The 15,964-nt window shown below is 71.9% G+C and carries 16 protein-coding genes; 7 read left to right on the top strand and 9 right to left on the bottom strand.

Annotated features, from left to right (window positions below):
- Positions 1-18: 18 nt before the first annotated feature.
- A complete protein-coding gene (locus ACLJPY_RS47810) occupies positions 19-945 on the bottom strand; it encodes a LysR substrate-binding domain-containing protein (RefSeq protein WP_410597656.1) in 927 nt (308 codons plus the stop codon).
- A 120-nt stretch (positions 946-1,065) separates the two neighbouring features.
- Between ACLJPY_RS47810 and ACLJPY_RS47815 the strand changes: the two genes are divergently transcribed.
- Positions 1,066-2,262, top strand: coding sequence for a Glu/Leu/Phe/Val dehydrogenase dimerization domain-containing protein (locus ACLJPY_RS47815; RefSeq protein ID WP_410597657.1), 1,197 nt, complete (start codon positions 1,066-1,068; stop codon positions 2,260-2,262).
- Here ACLJPY_RS47815 and pip read toward each other — a convergent pair.
- The 5 genes from pip to ACLJPY_RS47840 all read right to left on the bottom strand — a co-directional run bounded on the left by pip (position 2,252) and on the right by ACLJPY_RS47840 (position 6,414).
- A complete protein-coding gene (gene pip, locus ACLJPY_RS47820) occupies positions 2,252-3,199 on the bottom strand; it encodes a prolyl aminopeptidase (protein WP_410597658.1) in 948 nt (315 codons plus the stop codon). The two genes, ACLJPY_RS47815 and pip, sit on opposite strands and share 11 nt — an antisense overlap.
- 78 nt (positions 3,200-3,277) lie before the next feature.
- The gene (locus ACLJPY_RS47825; protein WP_410597687.1) at positions 3,278-4,006 is read right to left on the bottom strand and encodes an ESX secretion-associated protein EspG; all 729 of its coding nucleotides are present in this window, start codon (positions 4,004-4,006) and stop codon (positions 3,278-3,280) included.
- Between the two features lie 24 nt (positions 4,007-4,030).
- On the bottom strand, positions 4,031-5,380 hold the full coding sequence (locus ACLJPY_RS47830; RefSeq protein ID WP_410597659.1) for a hypothetical protein: 1,350 nt from the start codon (positions 5,378-5,380) through the stop codon (positions 4,031-4,033).
- 3 nt (positions 5,381-5,383) lie between these two features.
- The gene (locus ACLJPY_RS47835) at positions 5,384-6,016 is read right to left on the bottom strand and encodes a DUF3558 domain-containing protein (RefSeq protein WP_410597660.1); all 633 of its coding nucleotides are present in this window, start codon (positions 6,014-6,016) and stop codon (positions 5,384-5,386) included.
- Positions 6,013-6,414: a hypothetical protein gene (locus tag ACLJPY_RS47840; protein WP_410597661.1), complete on the bottom strand. Its 402-nt coding sequence runs from the start codon at positions 6,412-6,414 to the stop codon at positions 6,013-6,015. The genes ACLJPY_RS47835 and ACLJPY_RS47840 overlap by 4 nt, the downstream gene beginning before the upstream one ends.
- A gap of 185 nt (positions 6,415-6,599) precedes the next feature.
- Between ACLJPY_RS47840 and ACLJPY_RS47845 the strand changes: the two genes are divergently transcribed.
- From ACLJPY_RS47845 to ACLJPY_RS47865, 5 genes are all read left to right on the top strand, one after another.
- Positions 6,600-7,181, top strand: a complete 582-nt coding sequence (locus ACLJPY_RS47845) for a TetR/AcrR family transcriptional regulator (RefSeq protein ID WP_410574645.1) — start codon at positions 6,600-6,602, stop codon at positions 7,179-7,181.
- 210 nt (positions 7,182-7,391) lie between these two features.
- On the top strand, positions 7,392-8,753 hold the full coding sequence (locus ACLJPY_RS47850) for a hemolysin family protein (RefSeq protein WP_410597662.1): 1,362 nt from the start codon (positions 7,392-7,394) through the stop codon (positions 8,751-8,753).
- Positions 8,750-9,793: a hemolysin family protein gene (locus ACLJPY_RS47855; protein ID WP_410597663.1), complete on the top strand. Its 1,044-nt coding sequence runs from the start codon at positions 8,750-8,752 to the stop codon at positions 9,791-9,793. The genes ACLJPY_RS47850 and ACLJPY_RS47855 overlap by 4 nt, the downstream gene beginning before the upstream one ends.
- Entirely contained in the window at positions 9,790-10,671 is an 882-nt protein-coding gene (locus ACLJPY_RS47860) for a 3-methyladenine DNA glycosylase (RefSeq protein ID WP_410597664.1), read from the top strand. The genes ACLJPY_RS47855 and ACLJPY_RS47860 overlap by 4 nt, the downstream gene beginning before the upstream one ends.
- Positions 10,672-11,216: 545 nt before the next feature.
- Complete coding sequence (locus ACLJPY_RS47865; protein ID WP_410597665.1) at positions 11,217-12,473, top strand: hypothetical protein; 1,257 nt, start codon at positions 11,217-11,219, stop codon at positions 12,471-12,473.
- Here ACLJPY_RS47865 and ACLJPY_RS47870 read toward each other — a convergent pair.
- Together ACLJPY_RS47870 and ACLJPY_RS47875 are read right to left on the bottom strand one after the other, a co-directional pair.
- The gene (locus ACLJPY_RS47870; RefSeq protein WP_410597666.1) at positions 12,470-13,249 is read right to left on the bottom strand and encodes an aldo/keto reductase; all 780 of its coding nucleotides are present in this window, start codon (positions 13,247-13,249) and stop codon (positions 12,470-12,472) included. The two genes, ACLJPY_RS47865 and ACLJPY_RS47870, sit on opposite strands and share 4 nt — an antisense overlap.
- A 40-nt stretch (positions 13,250-13,289) precedes the next feature.
- Positions 13,290-14,084: a helix-turn-helix domain-containing protein gene (locus ACLJPY_RS47875; protein WP_410597688.1), complete on the bottom strand. Its 795-nt coding sequence runs from the start codon at positions 14,082-14,084 to the stop codon at positions 13,290-13,292.
- Positions 14,085-14,277: 193 nt separating this feature from the next.
- Here ACLJPY_RS47875 and ACLJPY_RS47880 point away from each other — a divergent pair, with 193 nt between their 5' ends.
- Positions 14,278-14,637 (top strand): nuclear transport factor 2 family protein, encoded by a 360-nt coding sequence (locus ACLJPY_RS47880; protein ID WP_410597667.1) that lies wholly within the window; start codon positions 14,278-14,280, stop codon positions 14,635-14,637.
- Positions 14,638-14,672: 35 nt separating this feature from the next.
- On the opposite strand, the gene ACLJPY_RS47885 is transcribed toward ACLJPY_RS47880, so the two are convergent.
- On the bottom strand, positions 14,673-15,827 hold the full coding sequence (locus ACLJPY_RS47885; protein ID WP_410597668.1) for an NAD-dependent epimerase/dehydratase family protein: 1,155 nt from the start codon (positions 15,825-15,827) through the stop codon (positions 14,673-14,675).
- Positions 15,828-15,964 lie beyond the last annotated feature (137 nt).

Genomic DNA, 15,964 nt, shown 5'->3' on the forward strand with positions numbered 1-15,964 from the left:
TCCGTAAGAAGTCCCGGATCAGGGCAAAGCGGACTCGGTGCCCAGGCCCAGCTCGGCCGCCGACGCGCGCACGGCGTCGATGACCAGGTGCAGTGCGGGCCGCCGGAACGCGGTGCGCCGGTAGGCGATCGAGACCGTCCGCAGCAGCGGCGTGGTGAGCGTGACGACGTCGATGCCGGGCGGCCGCAGCAGGCGCAGGCCCAGGTCGGACACGAGGGTGATGCCCAGCCCGGCGCCCACCATCGCCATCGCCGTCGACTGCTCTTCGACCTCGTGGTTGATCTTCGGGGCGAACCCGTGCCGCCGGCAGGCCGTGCGCATCGCCCGGCCGAAGTGCGACTTGGCCCCGGCGAGGATCCACGGGTGCTCGGCGAGGTCGTCCAGTGCCGCCGCCCCGGACGGCACGGCACCCCGCGGCACCGCCGCGTGCAGCCGCTCCACCGCGACGACCGCCCGCTCCAGCCCGGCGTCCCAGGGCGTCGGCGCGTCGGAGTAGTCGATGACGAACGAGAAGTCGAGACTGCCGTCGCGGACGGCTTCGGCGGTGTCTTCGGGAGCCAGCTCGCGGGTGCGGACCTCGATGCCGGGGTGCTCGCCGGCCAGTGCCGTCAGCGCGGTCGGCAGCAGCCCGGAGGCCACCGACGCCCACACCCCGGCGGTCAGCCGGACCGTGCGGGCTTCCTGGGCCTCTTCCAGCGCGAGCGTCGCGCGCTCGACCGAGCCGAGGATCTCCTCCGCGTGCTCGGTGAGCAGGGTGCCGAGCTCGGTCAGCTGGACGCGCCGGCCGAGCCGTTCGAACAGCTTCGCACCCACGTCCCGCTCGAGCTGCGCGAGCTGCTGCGACACCGCCGAAGCGGTGTAGTGCAGCGCCGCGGCCGCCGCCGTCACGGTGCCGCGGCGGTGCAGCTCGCGCAGCATCCGCAAGCGGTGCAACGAAAGCTCCATACACAAAACTTAAACGAGATCGTGCAGGTTCGTTAAATGGACGGGCGGCCGGGCGAGGGCGCACGCTCGTGGTGGCGGTCACTCCGGCCGCCCCGGACTTCCCTGGAGGTGAGTGGCCTGATGACCCCGAGCAACGAGCCGCTGATGCGGCTCACGTGGACCGATCCCGGCACCGGCGCGCACGGTTACCTGGTCGTGCACAGCCTCGCCTCCGGGGTCGCCACCGGCGGCACCCGGATGCGGGCCGGCTGCACGATGACCGAGGTCGAGGACCTCGCGCGGGGCATGGCCAACAAGACCGCCACCTTCAACCTGCCGGTCGGCGGGGCCAAGGGCGGCATCGACTTCGACCCGAAGGACCCGCGGGCGTTCGACGTGCTGAAGCGCTTCTGCGCGTTCCTGCGGCCGTGGCTGGACGCCCATTGGGTGACGGCCGAGGACCTCGGCGTGCCGCAGCACCTGATCGACTCGGTGTTCGCCGAGCTCGGGCTGGAGCAGTCGTACCACGCGGCCATCCGCCGTTCGGCCGATCCGGCGCGCACCCTGCGCCGCGTGCAGGCCGGCCTCAACGCGCCGGTGCCGGGCGGGCTGCTGCTCGGCGACGTCGTCGGCGGCTACGGCGTGGCGCAGGCGTGCCTGGGCGTCGCGGCGGCGTGGGACTGGGACGTGCGCGAGACGACGGTGGCGATCCAGGGCATCGGCACCATGGGCGGCGGCGCGGCCTGGTACCTGCACGAAGCGGGCGCGAAGGTGGTCGCGGTGGCGGACGCCGCGGGCACGCTGTACGACCCCGCCGGCCTCGACGTCCCGGCGCTGCTGGAGCTGCGCGACCGCTTCGGTGAGGTGGACCGGTCCCGGCTGCCCGCCGGGGTCCGCTCGCTGCCGCGCGAGACGATCCTGGGCATCGACGCGGACGTCTTCGTGCCGGCCGCGATCTCCTACGCGCTGCGGGTGGACAACGAAAGCGCGGTCAAGGCCAAGGTGGTCGTCGAGGCGGCCAACGCGGCGACGACCCCGGAAGCGGAGGCGGCGCTGTCGGCCCGCGGGATCGCGGTGGTGCCCGACTTCGTCGCCAACGCGGGCGCGGCGGCCTGGGCGTGGTGGCTGCTGCTGGGCGAGGTCGGCGCGGACCCGGCCGACTCGTTCCTGCGGCTGCGCACGGAAATGCAGGCGAAGATCGCGCTGCTGCTGGCGGAGTGGAACACCGACCGGCTCCCCCTGCGCGTCACCGGGCTGCGGCTCGCCGACGCCAACCGCACCCGGCGCACCGAAGCCGCGCTCACCCCGGAAGGCGAGCCGGCCCTGCTCATCCCTTGAGCGCGAACCGGTCGGTCGCGCCGATCAGGACGTCCTGCATCGACGCGGCCGACACGGTGTGCCCGACGTCGGCCAGCAGCACCAGTTCGCTGCCGGGCCAGGCGTGGTGCAGCAGCCAGGGCGTGCCGACGAGGTTGCTCGTGTCCAGCACGCCCTGCGCCAGCACCGCCGGGATCCCGGCGAGCTCGCCCACCCGGCTCAGGATTTCGCCGTCCGGGAGGAACGCGCGGTTGCTGAAGTAGTGCGTGACGAGCCGGGCGAAGCAGAGCCGGTAGGCGGGGTCGTCGAAGACGTCGGGGCGCGGCACGCCCGGCAGCATCGCGTCTTCCCAGGCGCACCAGTCCTCCGCCGCCTTGTGGTGGACCGCGGGATCCGGGTCCATCAGGAGGCGGTGGTAGGCGGCGGACAGGTCGCCGTCGCGTTCGCCTTCCGGCACACCTTCGCGGAACGCGGCGAACCCGTCCGGGAAGTAGGCGCCGAGACCGCGGATGAGCAGCTCGATCTCGAGGTGGCGGTCGGTGGCCAGGCCCATCAGGACGATTTCGCTGACGCGGTCGGGGTGGCGCAGGGCGTAGGTCAGGCTGAGCACCGAGCCCCAGGAACCGCCGAACAGCAGCCATTGCCCGATCCCGAGGTGGCCGCGGAGGCGCTCGAAGTCCGCCACCAGGTGGTCGGTGGTGTTGGCGGACAGGTCGGCGACCGGGGCGCCGGCGTGCGGGGTGCTGCGGCCGCAGCCGCGCTGGTCGGCCAGGACGATCCGGTAGCGCGCGGGGTCGAAGAAGCGGCGGACGTTCGCCGAGCAGCCGGAGCCGGGACCGCCGTGCACGACCAGTGCGGGCTTGCCGTCGGGGTTCCCGCAGGTCTCCCAGTAGATCTCGTGGCCGTCGCCGACGTCGAGCATGCCGTGCTCGTAGGGTTCGATCTCGGGGTACAGCATCCGCGCGTCCTTCCACCGGAGATGCAACAGCGCTGTCACATTAGCCGTGGGGTGTTCCCCGCGCACGGGCTTTCCGGGTCAGCCGAGGGTGCCTGCCAGTTCGGTGAGCGTGTCGGCCAGCTCCTGCGGGCCGGCCGGACCGATGTGGATGACGGCGTCCTCGCCCGAGCCCGAGGTGTAGCTGAGGTAGCGGCCCCAGTCGGTGTCGGCGTAGTGGAGCGGCTGCTGCAGGCAGGTGTGGCGGCCGACGTCGTCGCGACGGCCGACGTAGAGTTCCCCGCTGCCCGAGACCGGGCGCTGGACGAGGCTGACGACGTCGGCGACGGCCGGGTCGAGCGGGTAGGCGGCCTGCCCGCGGCGGGCGGCCTCGGTGAGGTCCGCGACCCGCACGGTCCGCGGGTGCCCGCCGCCCGGCCCGAGCGGCGGCAGCTGCTCGACGAGCGATTCGGCGAGCCGGTTCCGGTCGATCTCCTGCACGCCGACGTGGGTCCCGTCGGAGACGGCCAGGACGGCCTGCAGCCCCTTCGCGGCGGCGAGCACCCCGTAGGTCTGCCCGCCGGTGCCGACCCAGCCGTAGCACTCCCGGGCCGGGCTGACCAGCAGCGGCAGCCAGTCGAGGAAGTCGACGGTGACCCGGCCCCGGGTGTCGACGAGCCCGGCCTCGGCGAGGGCGGCGTCGACCCGCTTGCCCGCCTCCTGCCGTTCGACGTCCGAGAGCCACAGCGGCTCCGGACGCAGGGTGAGGTGGAGCTGGCCGACCTGCTCGCGTTCGGCGAGCGCGGCCAGCGCCTCGACCGGAACGTCCACCCGGCCTGTTGCCACGTCCACCGCCTATTCGCCGATGACCGGCGGACTGGTCCGCTGGTCGGTACCGAAGATCGCGTCCGGGTCCGCTTCGATCAGGAAGTCCGGCCGCTGGTGTTCCTCGTCCTCATCGCCCTCGCCGCGGCGCCCGCCGGGCCCCATCGGCCCCATGGCCCCGCTCCGCGAGGTGCCCGCAGCCCGCGCGGCGGCCGCCTCCGCGGCGGCGGCGTTGCCGAGGCTGCCCATCCCGGAGCCGGCGCCCCGGCCGAGCCCGCGCTCCCCCGCTCCGGCGCCTCCACCGGTACCACTGCCGGTTCCGGCGCCGCCGCGGCCGGTCGGGTCGAGGAGCCGGCCGCCGGCATTGCCGCCGGCGGGACCGCGGCCACCGGTGCCGGAGTTGGGATCGTTGGCGTTGAAGGGGTTCTGGCCGTAGTTCTGACCGCCGCCGCCGGAGTTGGTGGGGTAGAAGTCGATCCCCCCGGTGTTCGGTGGGGTCTTCCCGGGCTGGTCGGTGGACTGCCCGGGCCGGGGCAGGGTGGGGGCGCCGGGGCGGCCGGAGCCGGTGGTGTGGGTGTCGTCGCCGGTGCCGGTGCCGGTGCCGGTGCTCCCGGTTCCGGTACCTCCGGTGCCACCCGGTCCCTCGGTTCCCCCGCCGCCGGTGCCGCCCGTGCCGCCTGAGCCGCCGGTTCCTCCGGTGCCGCCGGTTCCTCCGGTGTGGCCGGGGTCGAAGCCGGTGGTGGAGGTTTGGTCGTTGCCGCCGCTGCCGGGGTGGCCGGGCAGGTAGTTGCCGTGGCCACCGGGCTGGTTGACCCCGCCGGGACCGCTCGGGGTGGTCACGGCGATGGCGGCACCGTCGGACTCCAGCACGCCGTAGTCGGTCGGGAGCACGGCTCTGGTCCCGCTGGTGACGCTGCTGTACTGGTCCATGACGCGGACATTGGTCTCGTTCGCGGCGTTGTACCGCGCCATGCCCTCTTGGTAGTTGTCGATGTCGTCCTTGGCCATGAACGGCCCGGCGATGGGGATGGCGGCCTTGAGCCCGGTGGTCCAGGGGTTGGGCTTTTCGGGCTTGGGCGGGATTTCGACGACGGAGTTGCTGGACGAGTCGAAGACGGCAGCTTGGGTGTCGACGGAAGCCTTGGTCACGTCGAGGGGCGCGGCAGTCTCGGCGAAGGCCTGCTCGAGCGGCCCGGCCCCGGCGTTCGCCGCGTCGGCGGCGTTACCGGTCCAAGCCTGCTTCATCCGCTCCTGCAGCGACTTGATCCCCTGGGCGCGGTCCAGGTAGGCCGACGAAAGCTTTGAAACCTCGTCCGCGGCGTTGCGGAGGCCGGTGGTATCGCCCTGTCTGAAGTTGTCGTAGATCTGCTTGCCGTCCACTCGTCATGCCCCCTTGAGTGTGGTGATGATCGCCGACGCCACCTTTTGGGCCGCGGCACAGGAATCATCCTTGCCGTCGTACCCCCCGGCGTACACGTTGATCGCGATGTCGTCGGCGACACCGACGTCCATGACGCAGTTGCCGATCGGCCGGCGATCACGCTTGTCCAGGTAGATCGCCGGGTAACCATCCACAGCCGGGGCAGGTTCGAGGAACGGCAACTGGCCGCTCTCGTGCGCTCCGTACAGCCCCGCCAGCCCGCCGGCACCCCGGTCACGGTTTCCGGTGCCGATGATGACCTGCATGCTCACGCCTTCGCCGGCGATCTTCCAGCCACACCCCGGCCCGGCCGCGCCGAATCCGTCGTCCTGCAGCTGGGTGTGCCCCGGGTCCGTGAACCGCAAGGACGACAGCACCGAACCCGGCACGATGTCGCAAGGCTTTGAAGCGTATTTCGAGACGTCGAGCGGTGCGGTCACTTTCGGCACGTCGGGATCGGACGACGCACTGGGCGACGACGCCGACCCGCTCGGCGCGGGTGTGGCCGTTCCGGTCTTTTCGGGGGAACACCCCGCGAGCAGCAGCGCGGCGGCCGCACCGCCGGCCAGGATGCGGGCAGGCAGGCGCACGGTCACACCGTCCGGAAGGGGTCGGCCATGCCCTGGTCGGTCGCGACGGTCTTCGTCTGCGCTTCCTTGAGCTTCTTGACGTACCCCTGCACGTACTTGCGCATGGAGTCGTTCTGGCTTTGGAGCGCCGCGAGGGAGTCCATGCTCGTCGACACGTAACCCCCGCTGACCGAGTCCTTCCCGGGCGCTTCGAGCATCACCATGATGTTCTGGATGCGTTCACCGTCGTCGACGATCTTGTCCAGTTCCGCTTCCCACCGGCCGATCACCGCGGCGAGCTCCTCCGGGTCCATCTCGAACCGGCCGCCCCCGCCGCCACCGCCGCCGTAGACGCGGCCGCTCTCGCCGAGGATGTCGCCACCCCACACCGCTTGGACCGCCTGCCCGGCCTCACCGATGATCACGACCGCACCTTCCCCTCAGTTCACCCACCTTGATGGGGCAAACCATAGCCAACCGTCTCACTTCGTGTCAGCGAAACGCCGCAACGTTCGGACGGTGGGGACGCCCGCCCGGTTCCCGCGCACTCCGGGTCACAGTACGTACGTACGGATTGCGAGAAGCCGGTCCGCGGTGCCAGGATTTCAGGATGCCACGCGTAAGCCAGGATCACCTCGACGCACGCCGGCGCCAGATCCTCGACGGCTCGCGCGTCTGCTTCGCGCGCTACGGCTACGAAGGTGCCACAGTCCGGCGCCTGGAGGAAGCCACCGGTCTCTCGCGCGGGGCCATCTTCCACCACTTCCGGGACAAGGAGTCGCTCTTCCTCGCCCTCGCCGAGGACGATGCCCTCCGGATGGCCGACGTCGTCGCCGAACAGGGGCTCGTGCAGGTCATGCGGGACCTCCTGGCCGGGGGTGACCACCCCGCCGACTGGCTCGGGACGCGGCTGGAGGTCAGCCGGCGGCTGCGGACCGATCCCGAGTTCCGGGGCCGCTGGGCCGAACGCTCGCAGCAGCTGACCACCGCCACCCGGCTGCGGCTGCTGCGGCAGCGGGAGGCCGGGAACCTGCGGGACGACGTCGACGTCGACGTCCTCACCGCCTTCCTCGAACTCGTCCTCGAAGGACTCGTCTCGCACCTGGCCATGGGCCTGCCCGCCGCGGGCCTGGGGCCGGTGCTCGACCTCGTCGAGGAGACCGTGCGGCGGCACCGGCCGGGCGCCGCCTGATCCGCGGGTGAGCGCTCCGACACACCCCGACCGCGAGCGGTGCACCACGAAGACACGTTAAACTGGCCCGCATATCCGCAGTACACGCCGATTTCCTGCTAGGAGTGACCGTTTCGTGCGCGCAGCGCAGTCACCCGGTGACAGTACCGGGCCGGGTGACCGACCCGGCTGTCCGATAGGTTCACCCCCCGCCGCCGAGGCGGGTGCGGAATGATCCAGATCCTCTTCGCCGTGCTCGGCGTGCTCCTCTTCGTGCTGCTGACGATCGGCACCGGCCTCGCCGTCGCCGCCGAGTTCTCGCTCACCGCGCTGGAACGCAGCACCGTCGAGGCCAACGCCCGCCAGGTCGGCGACCGCCGCGCGCTGACCGTCCAGAAGGCGCACCGGACGCTGTCCTTCCAGCTCTCCGGCGCCCAGGTCGCGATCACCCTGACCACGCTGATCACCGGGTACCTGGCCGAGCCGCTGATCGGCGAGCTCGTCCGGCCGCTGCTCACCGCCGTCGGCCTGCCGGCCGGGTTCGCCGGGGGCGCGTCGATCGTGCTCGCCCTGGTCATCGCCACGTCGCTGTCGATGATCCTCGGCGAGATGGTGCCGAAGAACCTGGCGATCGCCCGGCCACTGCCGACCGCCCGCGCGGTCGCCGGCTACCACTCGCGGTTCTCTTCGCTCTTCCGCTGGCTCATCACGCTGATGAACAACAGCGCGAACTTCCTCGTGCGCAAGTTCGGCGTCGAGCCGCAGGAAGAGCTGCGTTCGGCGCGCTCGCCGCAGGAACTGGGCTCGATCGTGCGGTCCAGCGCCGAAAGCGGCACGCTCGACACGTCCACCGCGGAGCTGCTCGACCGCTCGCTGCGGTTCGGCGAGCGCACCGCCGAAGAGCTGATGACCCCGCGCGTGCAGCTCGAGTCCCTCGCCGTCGACGACTCCGTGGCCGACCTCATCGCGATCTCGCTGCGCACCGGGTTCTCGCGCTTCCCGGTGCACGCCGAAGACCTCGACGACGTCCGCGGCGCCGTGCACGTCAAGCAGGCCTTCGCCGTGCCCGCCGCGGACCGGGCCGCCGTGCCGATCGGCTCGGTCATGCGGCCGGTGCCGACCGTGCCCGAGTCGCTGCCCGGGGACGACCTGCTGCTGCGCCTGCGCGACTCGCGCTTCCAGCTGGCCATCGTCGTCGACGAGTACGGCGGCACGGCCGGGCTGGTGACGCTGGAGGACGTCGTCGAAGAGATCATCGGCGACGTCCGCGACGAGCACGACGAACGCGAAGCGCCGGCCTCCCAGCAGGTCGGCACGGACAGCTGGCTGGTGTCCGGGCAGCTGCGCGCCGACGAGGTCACCGGGGTCACCGGGTTCCGGATGCCCGACGGCGACTACGAGACCATCGCCGGGCTGATCCTCGAGCGGCTGGGCAAGATCCCCGCCGAGGGGGACGCCACCGAGGTCGACGGCTGGCTGCTGACCGTGACCACGATGGACAAGCGCCGGATCGCCGAGGTCGAAGTCGCTCCGGTCCGCGCCGCTCCGGAAACGGCCCCGGAAGCGGCTTCGGAAGCGGAGGTGGCCTCGTGACCGACTGGCTGAACATCGCCCTCGTCGTGGTCCTGCTGCTGACCAACGCCTTCTTCGTCGGCGCCGAGTTCACCTTGATCTCCTCGCGCCGCGACCGGCTGGAAGCGTTGCTGGAGCAGGGCAAGACGCGGGCGCAGATCGTGATCAACGCGAGCAGGCACGTGTCCCTGATGCTCGCCGGCGCGCAGCTGGGCATCACCATCTGCTCGCTGCTGCTCGGGCGCCTCGGCGAGCCCGCCATCGCGCATCGGCTGTCGGCGGGCTTCGACCTGCTGGGGCTGCCCGAGGCGCTGCTGCACCCGATTTCGTTCGCCATCGCGCTGGCGTTCATCACCGTGGCGCACGTGCTGATCGGCGAGATGGTGCCGAAGAACCTCGCCATCGCCGAGCCCGAGCGGCTCGCGCTGTGGCTGGTGCCGGTGCACGTGGGCTGGGTCAAGCTGGCCCGGCCGTTCATCTGGCTGCTGAACTTCGTGGCCAACTCGCTGTTGCGCGCGGTCCGCGTCGAGCCGAAGGACGAGCTGGAGACGGCCTACACCTCCGACGAGCTGGCCGAGCTGCTCAGCGAGTCGCGTCGCGAGGGCCTGCTCGACCAGTCCGAGCACCAGCGGCTCGCCCAGACGCTGTCGTCGGTGCAGAAGACGGTCGCGGACGTGCTCGTACCCACCGCCGAGCTGACCACGCTCCCCTGCGGGCCCACCGTCGGCGAGGTGGAGCAGGCCGTGTCGTCCACCGGGTTCTCGCGGTTCCCGGTGTGCACCGACGACGGGCGCCTGACCGGCTACATCCACGTCAAGGACATCCTCGACCTGGCGGGCCAGGACCCGAAGACGACCGTGCCCGCCTCGAAGACGCGGGCGCTGACCGAACTGCGCGCCGACGCCCGGCTCGACGTCGCGCTCTCGGCCATGCGCAAGGAACGCAGCCACCTCGCGCGGGCGCTGGACGCGAACGGGAACGCCGTCGGCGTCGTGGCGCTGGAAGACCTCGTCGAGGAGTACGTGGGCACGGTGCGCGACGGCACCCACGTGGGCGCATGACCGGCGCGGAGGTGCTGGCCGAGCCGGACTGGCTGGCCCGGGAGGCGGCGCACGTTTCGCGGATGCGGCGGTGGACCGGCCCGCACCAGGAGCGGCGGTCCCGTGGCGAGAAGCACCCGGTGCTGGACTTCCTCTTCACCTACTACTCGTACCGGCCGTCGCACCTGCAGCGCTGGCAGCCCGGGCCCGGCGTCACGCTCGCCGGGCCCGCGGCGCGGCGGTTCCTGGACCGCAAGGGGTACGTCGAAACACCGGACGGCGTGGTGCTGGATCCCGCCGGGTTCGGCGCGGGCAAGGTGCGGACGGCCGAGTTCGTCCTCGGCCTGCTGACCGCGACGGCGTCCCGCGCGCCCCGGCTGAGCTGCTTCGGGCTGCACGAGTGGGCGATGGTCTACCGCGAGCCGGCGGACTCGGTGCGCCACGACCAGCTGCCGCTGCGGCTCGGGTCGGCGGGCACCGACGCCGTCGTGGAGTCACTGGACATCCGGTGCGGGCACTTCGACGCGTTCCGGTTCTTCACCCCACCGGCGCGGCCCCTGAACGGGTTGACGCCGTCGCGGGAGACGCAGATCGCACTCGAGCAGCCGGGCTGCCTGCACGCGAACATGGACCTGTTCAAATGGGCGTACAAGCTCGACCCGTTCGTGCCCGCCGAGCTCGTGGCGGACTGTTTCGAGCTGGCGGTCGAGATCCGGACGCTGGACATGCGGGCGAGCCCGTACGACCTGGCTTCCCTCGGCTACGCCCCGGTCCGGATCGAGACCGCGGCGGGCCGGGCCGAATACGCCAGGGTTCAAGCGGAGTTCGCCCGCCGGGCGGCACCGCTGCGTCATCGCCTGATTGCGCACTGCCATCGCCTGGTCAGCGCAGCACCCTGAGCACGATCAACTGTGAGTCAGATTATTCTCTCTCCGATACTCACCTGTTAGGGTGATAACGGTTTGATTGCATAGCAGCGCGTGCTTGGCATGCGCTCACCCGGAAAGGATGACGGATGGGGCGACACTACCGGGACGAGGAGCCGGTGCCGCACCCTCAGGACCGCACACCGCGCGCCCCCGCCGAGGGACGCAGCGAAGCTTCCGGCGCGTTCCGCACCCCGGGCCGCAGTTCGATCTCGGACGCGTTCGGCATCGCCGGCCGCGGCGGTTCCGCCGCGCGCACCTCCGGCGAGTCATCCGGTTCGGCTTTCTTCACGAAAGGGGCGAAGGCCCCCGGCTTCCCGCCGGAGAACGGCGGAGGGGCGCCTGCCGGGCGACGGGGCGAGACTTCGGGCTCGTATCCGGTTGCGGGTCGCCCTGACGAGACTTCCGGCTCGCACCCGGTTGCGGGTCGCCCTGGTGAGACTTCCGGCTCGTATCCCGCTGCGGGTCGCCCTGACGAGACTTCGGGCTCGTACCCGGCCGCGGGCGGTGAATCCGTCGTGACCCGCGCTCCTCGGCGTGGTGAGGCTTCCGGCGCCTACCCGGTCGCGAGCAGCGAAATCACCACGACGCTCTCCCCACAGCGAGGCGAGAACCCCGGCGCGCACCCGGCCGCCGGCAGCCCGAGCCGCTCCCGCCGCAAGGGCGGGGACAACTCGGCCCCGGACCGCGTCGAAGCCCCCGGTGGCCGGTTCAGCCGGGCCGCCCGGCGTGGCGAAGCCTCTGGTGCCACCCCAGTGGCGCCCGCCGAGTCCGCCGGCCCGCGCTCGCGGCGCAAGGGCCGGAGTGCCGCTCCCGAGTCCGCCGCCGAGCGGACCGAGGTCATCACCCGGCAGGACGACGCCGAGGCTCGCAGCGAAGCAACCGGAGCAGCCCGCACCCTCGACCGCAGCGAAGGGGCCGAGCCGACCCCCGCCGAGGCGACGGGAGCGGCTCGCATCCTCGACCGCACCGAAGCGACCGGGGCCGCTCGCACCCTCGACCGCAGCGACGACACCGGCACCTCCCGCGCCGCCGGGCGGCGGGGGCGGGCCGCCGACCGCAGTGATCCGACCGGCCCCGACCGCGGTCGCGACGACACCACCGGGCCGCAGCGGGCCGGCCGGAGCGAAGGCACCGGTTCGCACCGCGTGGTCGGGAAGAGCGATGCCACCGGGTCGCACCGGATCGTCGGGAAGAAGGCGCCGCGACGGCGGATCGCCACCTGGCCGATCGCCTGTGCCGTCCTCGCCCTGCTCATCGGGCTCGGCGTCGTCGGCTGGAACTGGGCCGACAACGAGCTCAACAGCCGCGCCGAGGCGCAGGCCGCCAGCTGCAACGGCGGCACCGCGAACATGCGGGTCGTCGTCACCCCGAGCGCGCAGAAGCCGCTCACCGCCGCGGCCCAGCGGTGGAACCAGGCCGCCACCGTCGTCCATGGGCAGTGCGTGCACGTCGTGATCGAAGCCAAGCAGTCGGCGCAGGTGCTCGACGCGCTGGTCGGCCGGGCGAACATGGACTCCATCGGCGGGCTCCCGGCGGCGTGGCTGCCCGAATCGTCATACTGGGTCAGCGAGCTCACCACCAAGAAGCCCGAGATGATCGGCTCGCCCGCGCAGTCGGTGGCGAACGCGCGCTCGGCGGACTACCCGTTCATCGGGCTCGCCGGCCCGGGCATCGACGACACCGCGCTGCGCGCCGCCCAGACGTTCCGCGAGTACCTGGAGCAGCCCGCCCAGCAGGCCGACTTCGCCGCGGCGGGCATCAAGTCGGCCTAGACGCGGGTGCCGTTGTCGAGCTCGGCCACCACGTCGAGGTCGTCGTCGGCCAGCTCGAAGTCGAAGATGCCGAAGTTCTCGCGGATGCGGGTCGTGGTGGCCGACGCCGCCACCGCGACCGTGTCGTTCTGCAGGTGCCAGCGGAGCACGATCTGGGCCGGGGTCTTGCCGTACTTGGCGGCGAGCCCGGTGACCGTCTCGTCCGACAGCAGCGCGGCGTTCGCCGCCGGGCTGGCCGCGGCCGTCACGATGCCGCGCTCGGCGTGGAACGCGCGCAGCGGCACCTGCTGCAGCCACGGGTGCAGCTCGACCTGGTTGACCGCGGGCACCGAGCCGGTCGCGTCGATCAGCCGGCGCAGCTCGGAGACGCCGAACCCGGCCACGCCGACCGCGCGGGCCCGGCCGTCGGTGCGCAGCCGGCTCAGCGCGCGCCAGGTGTCGGCGAACGCGCCCTTCGTGCCGTCCAGCAGGCACAGGTCCACCTGCTCGAGCTGGAGCTCCTCCAGCGCGCGGTCGGCGGCCCGGCGGGCGGTGTCGTAGCCCTGGGCGGGCACCTGGACGGCGACGAACAGCTCTTCGCGCGGCACCTCGGCCGCGGCGAGCACCGCGCCCACCGCGGCCTCGGTGCCCGGCGCGGTGGCGATGCCGCGGTAACCGGTGTCGAGGGCGATGCGGAGGGCGCGGCCGGTTTCGGCCGGGGACAGCCCGGCGACACCGAACAGCAGCTGGGGGATGCGGACTCCGAGGGACAGGGCGAGCGAAGGCGGGACGGCCATCAACCGGTGATCCTCACTTCGGATGCTGCGCGGACCCCCATCATCCCACCCGGACGGTCCGCTCGCGCAGGTACGCCGCTGTCGCCGGGTCGGCCGGGAAGAACGACTCGATGACCAGTTCCGCCACGGTCACGTCCAGCGGGGTGCCGAACGTGGCCACCGTGCTGAAGAACGTCAGGTCGGTGCCCTCGTGGCGGAACTTCAGCGGCACGAAGATGTCGCCGGGGCCGGGAACTTCCACCTCGGGCACCGGCTGGTCGCACGGGTACCCGCGCAGCTCCGCCAGCAGCTCGGCGAGCCCGGCGTCCGCGCTCTGGGCCACCTGGCGCCGCAGCCGGCCGAGCAGGTGGGCGCGCCACTCCCCCAGGTTCAGGATGTGCGGCGCCATGCCGTCGGGGTGCAGGGTCGCGCGCAGGACGTTGGTGGTCAGCCCGGGCGCGATCCCGGCGACGAACAGCCCGACGCCGGCGTTGGCTTCGACGAGGTTCCAGTTCCGGTCGACGACGGCGGCCGGATAGGGGTCGTGGCCCGCGAGCAGCTGCCGCACGGCCTGGCGGACGGCGTCCATTTCCGGGTCCCCCAGCGCGTTCTCGGTGTAGGCGGGCGCGTACCCGGCGGCGAGCAGCAGCCGGTTGCGTTCCCGCAGCGGGACGTCCAGGTGCTCGCCCAGCCGCAGCACCATGTCCCGGCTCGGCTTGGACCGCCCGGTTTCCACGAAACTGAGGTGGCGGGTGGAGATGTCCGCCGAGATCGCCAGGTCGAGCTGGCTGATCCGGCGCCGGTCCCGCCATTCCCGCAGCAGCTCACCGACCGGCCGCTGCCGCGTCTGCACCATCGTCGTCACGCGGGTGACGCTACGGCGATCACGACGGCGCTGCCATTACTTCCGGGGTAATGCCCGTGACCGCCCTCGACCGCCGCCGCGGCATTACCTCGCGCGTAATCGACGCGGCCCGCTCGGTGCGCCAAAGTCGATCTCAGCGCAGGACGACGGCGAAACCGTTGTCCCCCAACTGAAGGAGAAAGTCATGAGCGACGTCCGCAGCATCGTCGAGCAGTACATCGCCGTGTGGAACGAGACCGACGCCGACAAGCGGCGCGCGCTGATCGCCGAGGTCTTCACCGACGGCGCCGGCTACACCGACCCGCTCGGCGCCGTCACCGGGCACGACGGGATCGACCAGTTCGTGGCCGGGGCGCAGCAGCAGTTCGGCGGTCTCACCTTCAGCCTGCCGGCCGACCCGGACGCCCACCACGACCTCGCCCGGTTCCAGTGGTACCTCGGCACGCCCGGCGCGGAGCCGGTCGCCATCGGGTTCGACGTCGTCGAGCTGGAAGACGGCAAGATCGCGAAGGTGCACGGGTTCCTGGACAAGCTGCCCGGCTGAAGGAGCGGGGCACCCGTCCGGGAGCCCCGCTTCCGCTAGGCCTTCAGCGCGCCGCGCCAGCGCACGGTCGGACGCAGCTTCTCGGAGTTCACCCGGTGCTTGTTGGCGCCCACGATGTCGAACATCGACTCGATCAGCGTGTCCGACAGCAGGTGCGGCTCCAGGCCCAGCCCGACCAGCCCGGTGTGCTTGACGTTGTAGTAGTGCTCCGGCGCCTCGGTGCGCGGGTTCTCCAGCTGCTCGATCTGCACCGGGCCGGGGAACCGGTCGGCCACCAGCTCGGCGATGCCGGCGACCGACATGCTCTCGGTCATCTGGTTGAACACGCGGAACTCGCCGGGCTCGGCCGGGTGCTCCACGGCGAGGCGGATGCACTCCACGGTGTCGCGGATGTCGATCAGGCCGCGGGTCTGCGTGCCCTGGCCGTACACCGTGAGCGGCTGGCCGAGCACGGCTTGGATGACGAAGCGGTTGAGCACCGTGCCGAACACCGCGTCGTAGTCGAAGCGGGTCGCCAGCCGCGGGTCCAGCGCCGTCTGCGGCGTCTGCTGGCCGTACACGATGCCCTGGTTGAGATCCGTCGCGCGCAGGCCCCACGCGCGGCAGGTGAATTCGATGTTGTGGGAATCGTGGACCTTGGTCAGGTGGTAGAACGAACCCGGCCGCTTCGGGAACAGCACCCGGTCGGAGCGGCCGTTGTGCTCCAGCTCCAGCCAGCCCTCTTCGATGTCGATGTTCGGCGTGCCGTACTCGCCCATCGTGCCGAGCTTGACGAGGTGGATCGCCGGGTCCACCTCCGCGATCGCGTACAGCAGGTTCAGCGTCCCGACCACGTTGTTGTGCTGCGTGTACACCGCGTGTTCGCGGTCGATCATGGAGTACGGCGCCGACCGCTGCTCGGCGTAGTGGACGACGGCGTCGGGCGCGAAGTCGCGCACCGCGCCGAACAGGAATTCCGCGTCGAGGAGGTCGCCTTCGTAACGGGCGATCGTCCGGCCGGAGACCTCCTGCCACGCGGCGATCCGGTCGGCGAGGGGCTCGATCGGGACCAGGCTTTCGACGCCGAGTTCGGTGTCGTAGCCGCGCCGCGCGAAGTTGTCGAGGACGGCTACCTCGTGACCCTTGTCCGACAAGTGCAGCGCCGTCGGCCAGCCCAGATATCCGTCACCGCCGAGAACCAGCACCCGCATTGTGCCGCCTTTCCTGCTCGTTTGCGCCCCACGAACGCTATAGATCACGTGCTGATGAGGACCTGGCAATGACCTGTGAATCTCCTATGCATGAGGGGGCCGGACGGGGGCGCGGCCGGCCCGCGGGGAGGATGGGG

The sequence above is a fragment of the Amycolatopsis sp. lyj-23 genome, assembly GCF_046549135.1.
Taxonomy (GTDB): Bacteria; Actinomycetota; Actinomycetes; order Mycobacteriales; family Pseudonocardiaceae; genus Amycolatopsis.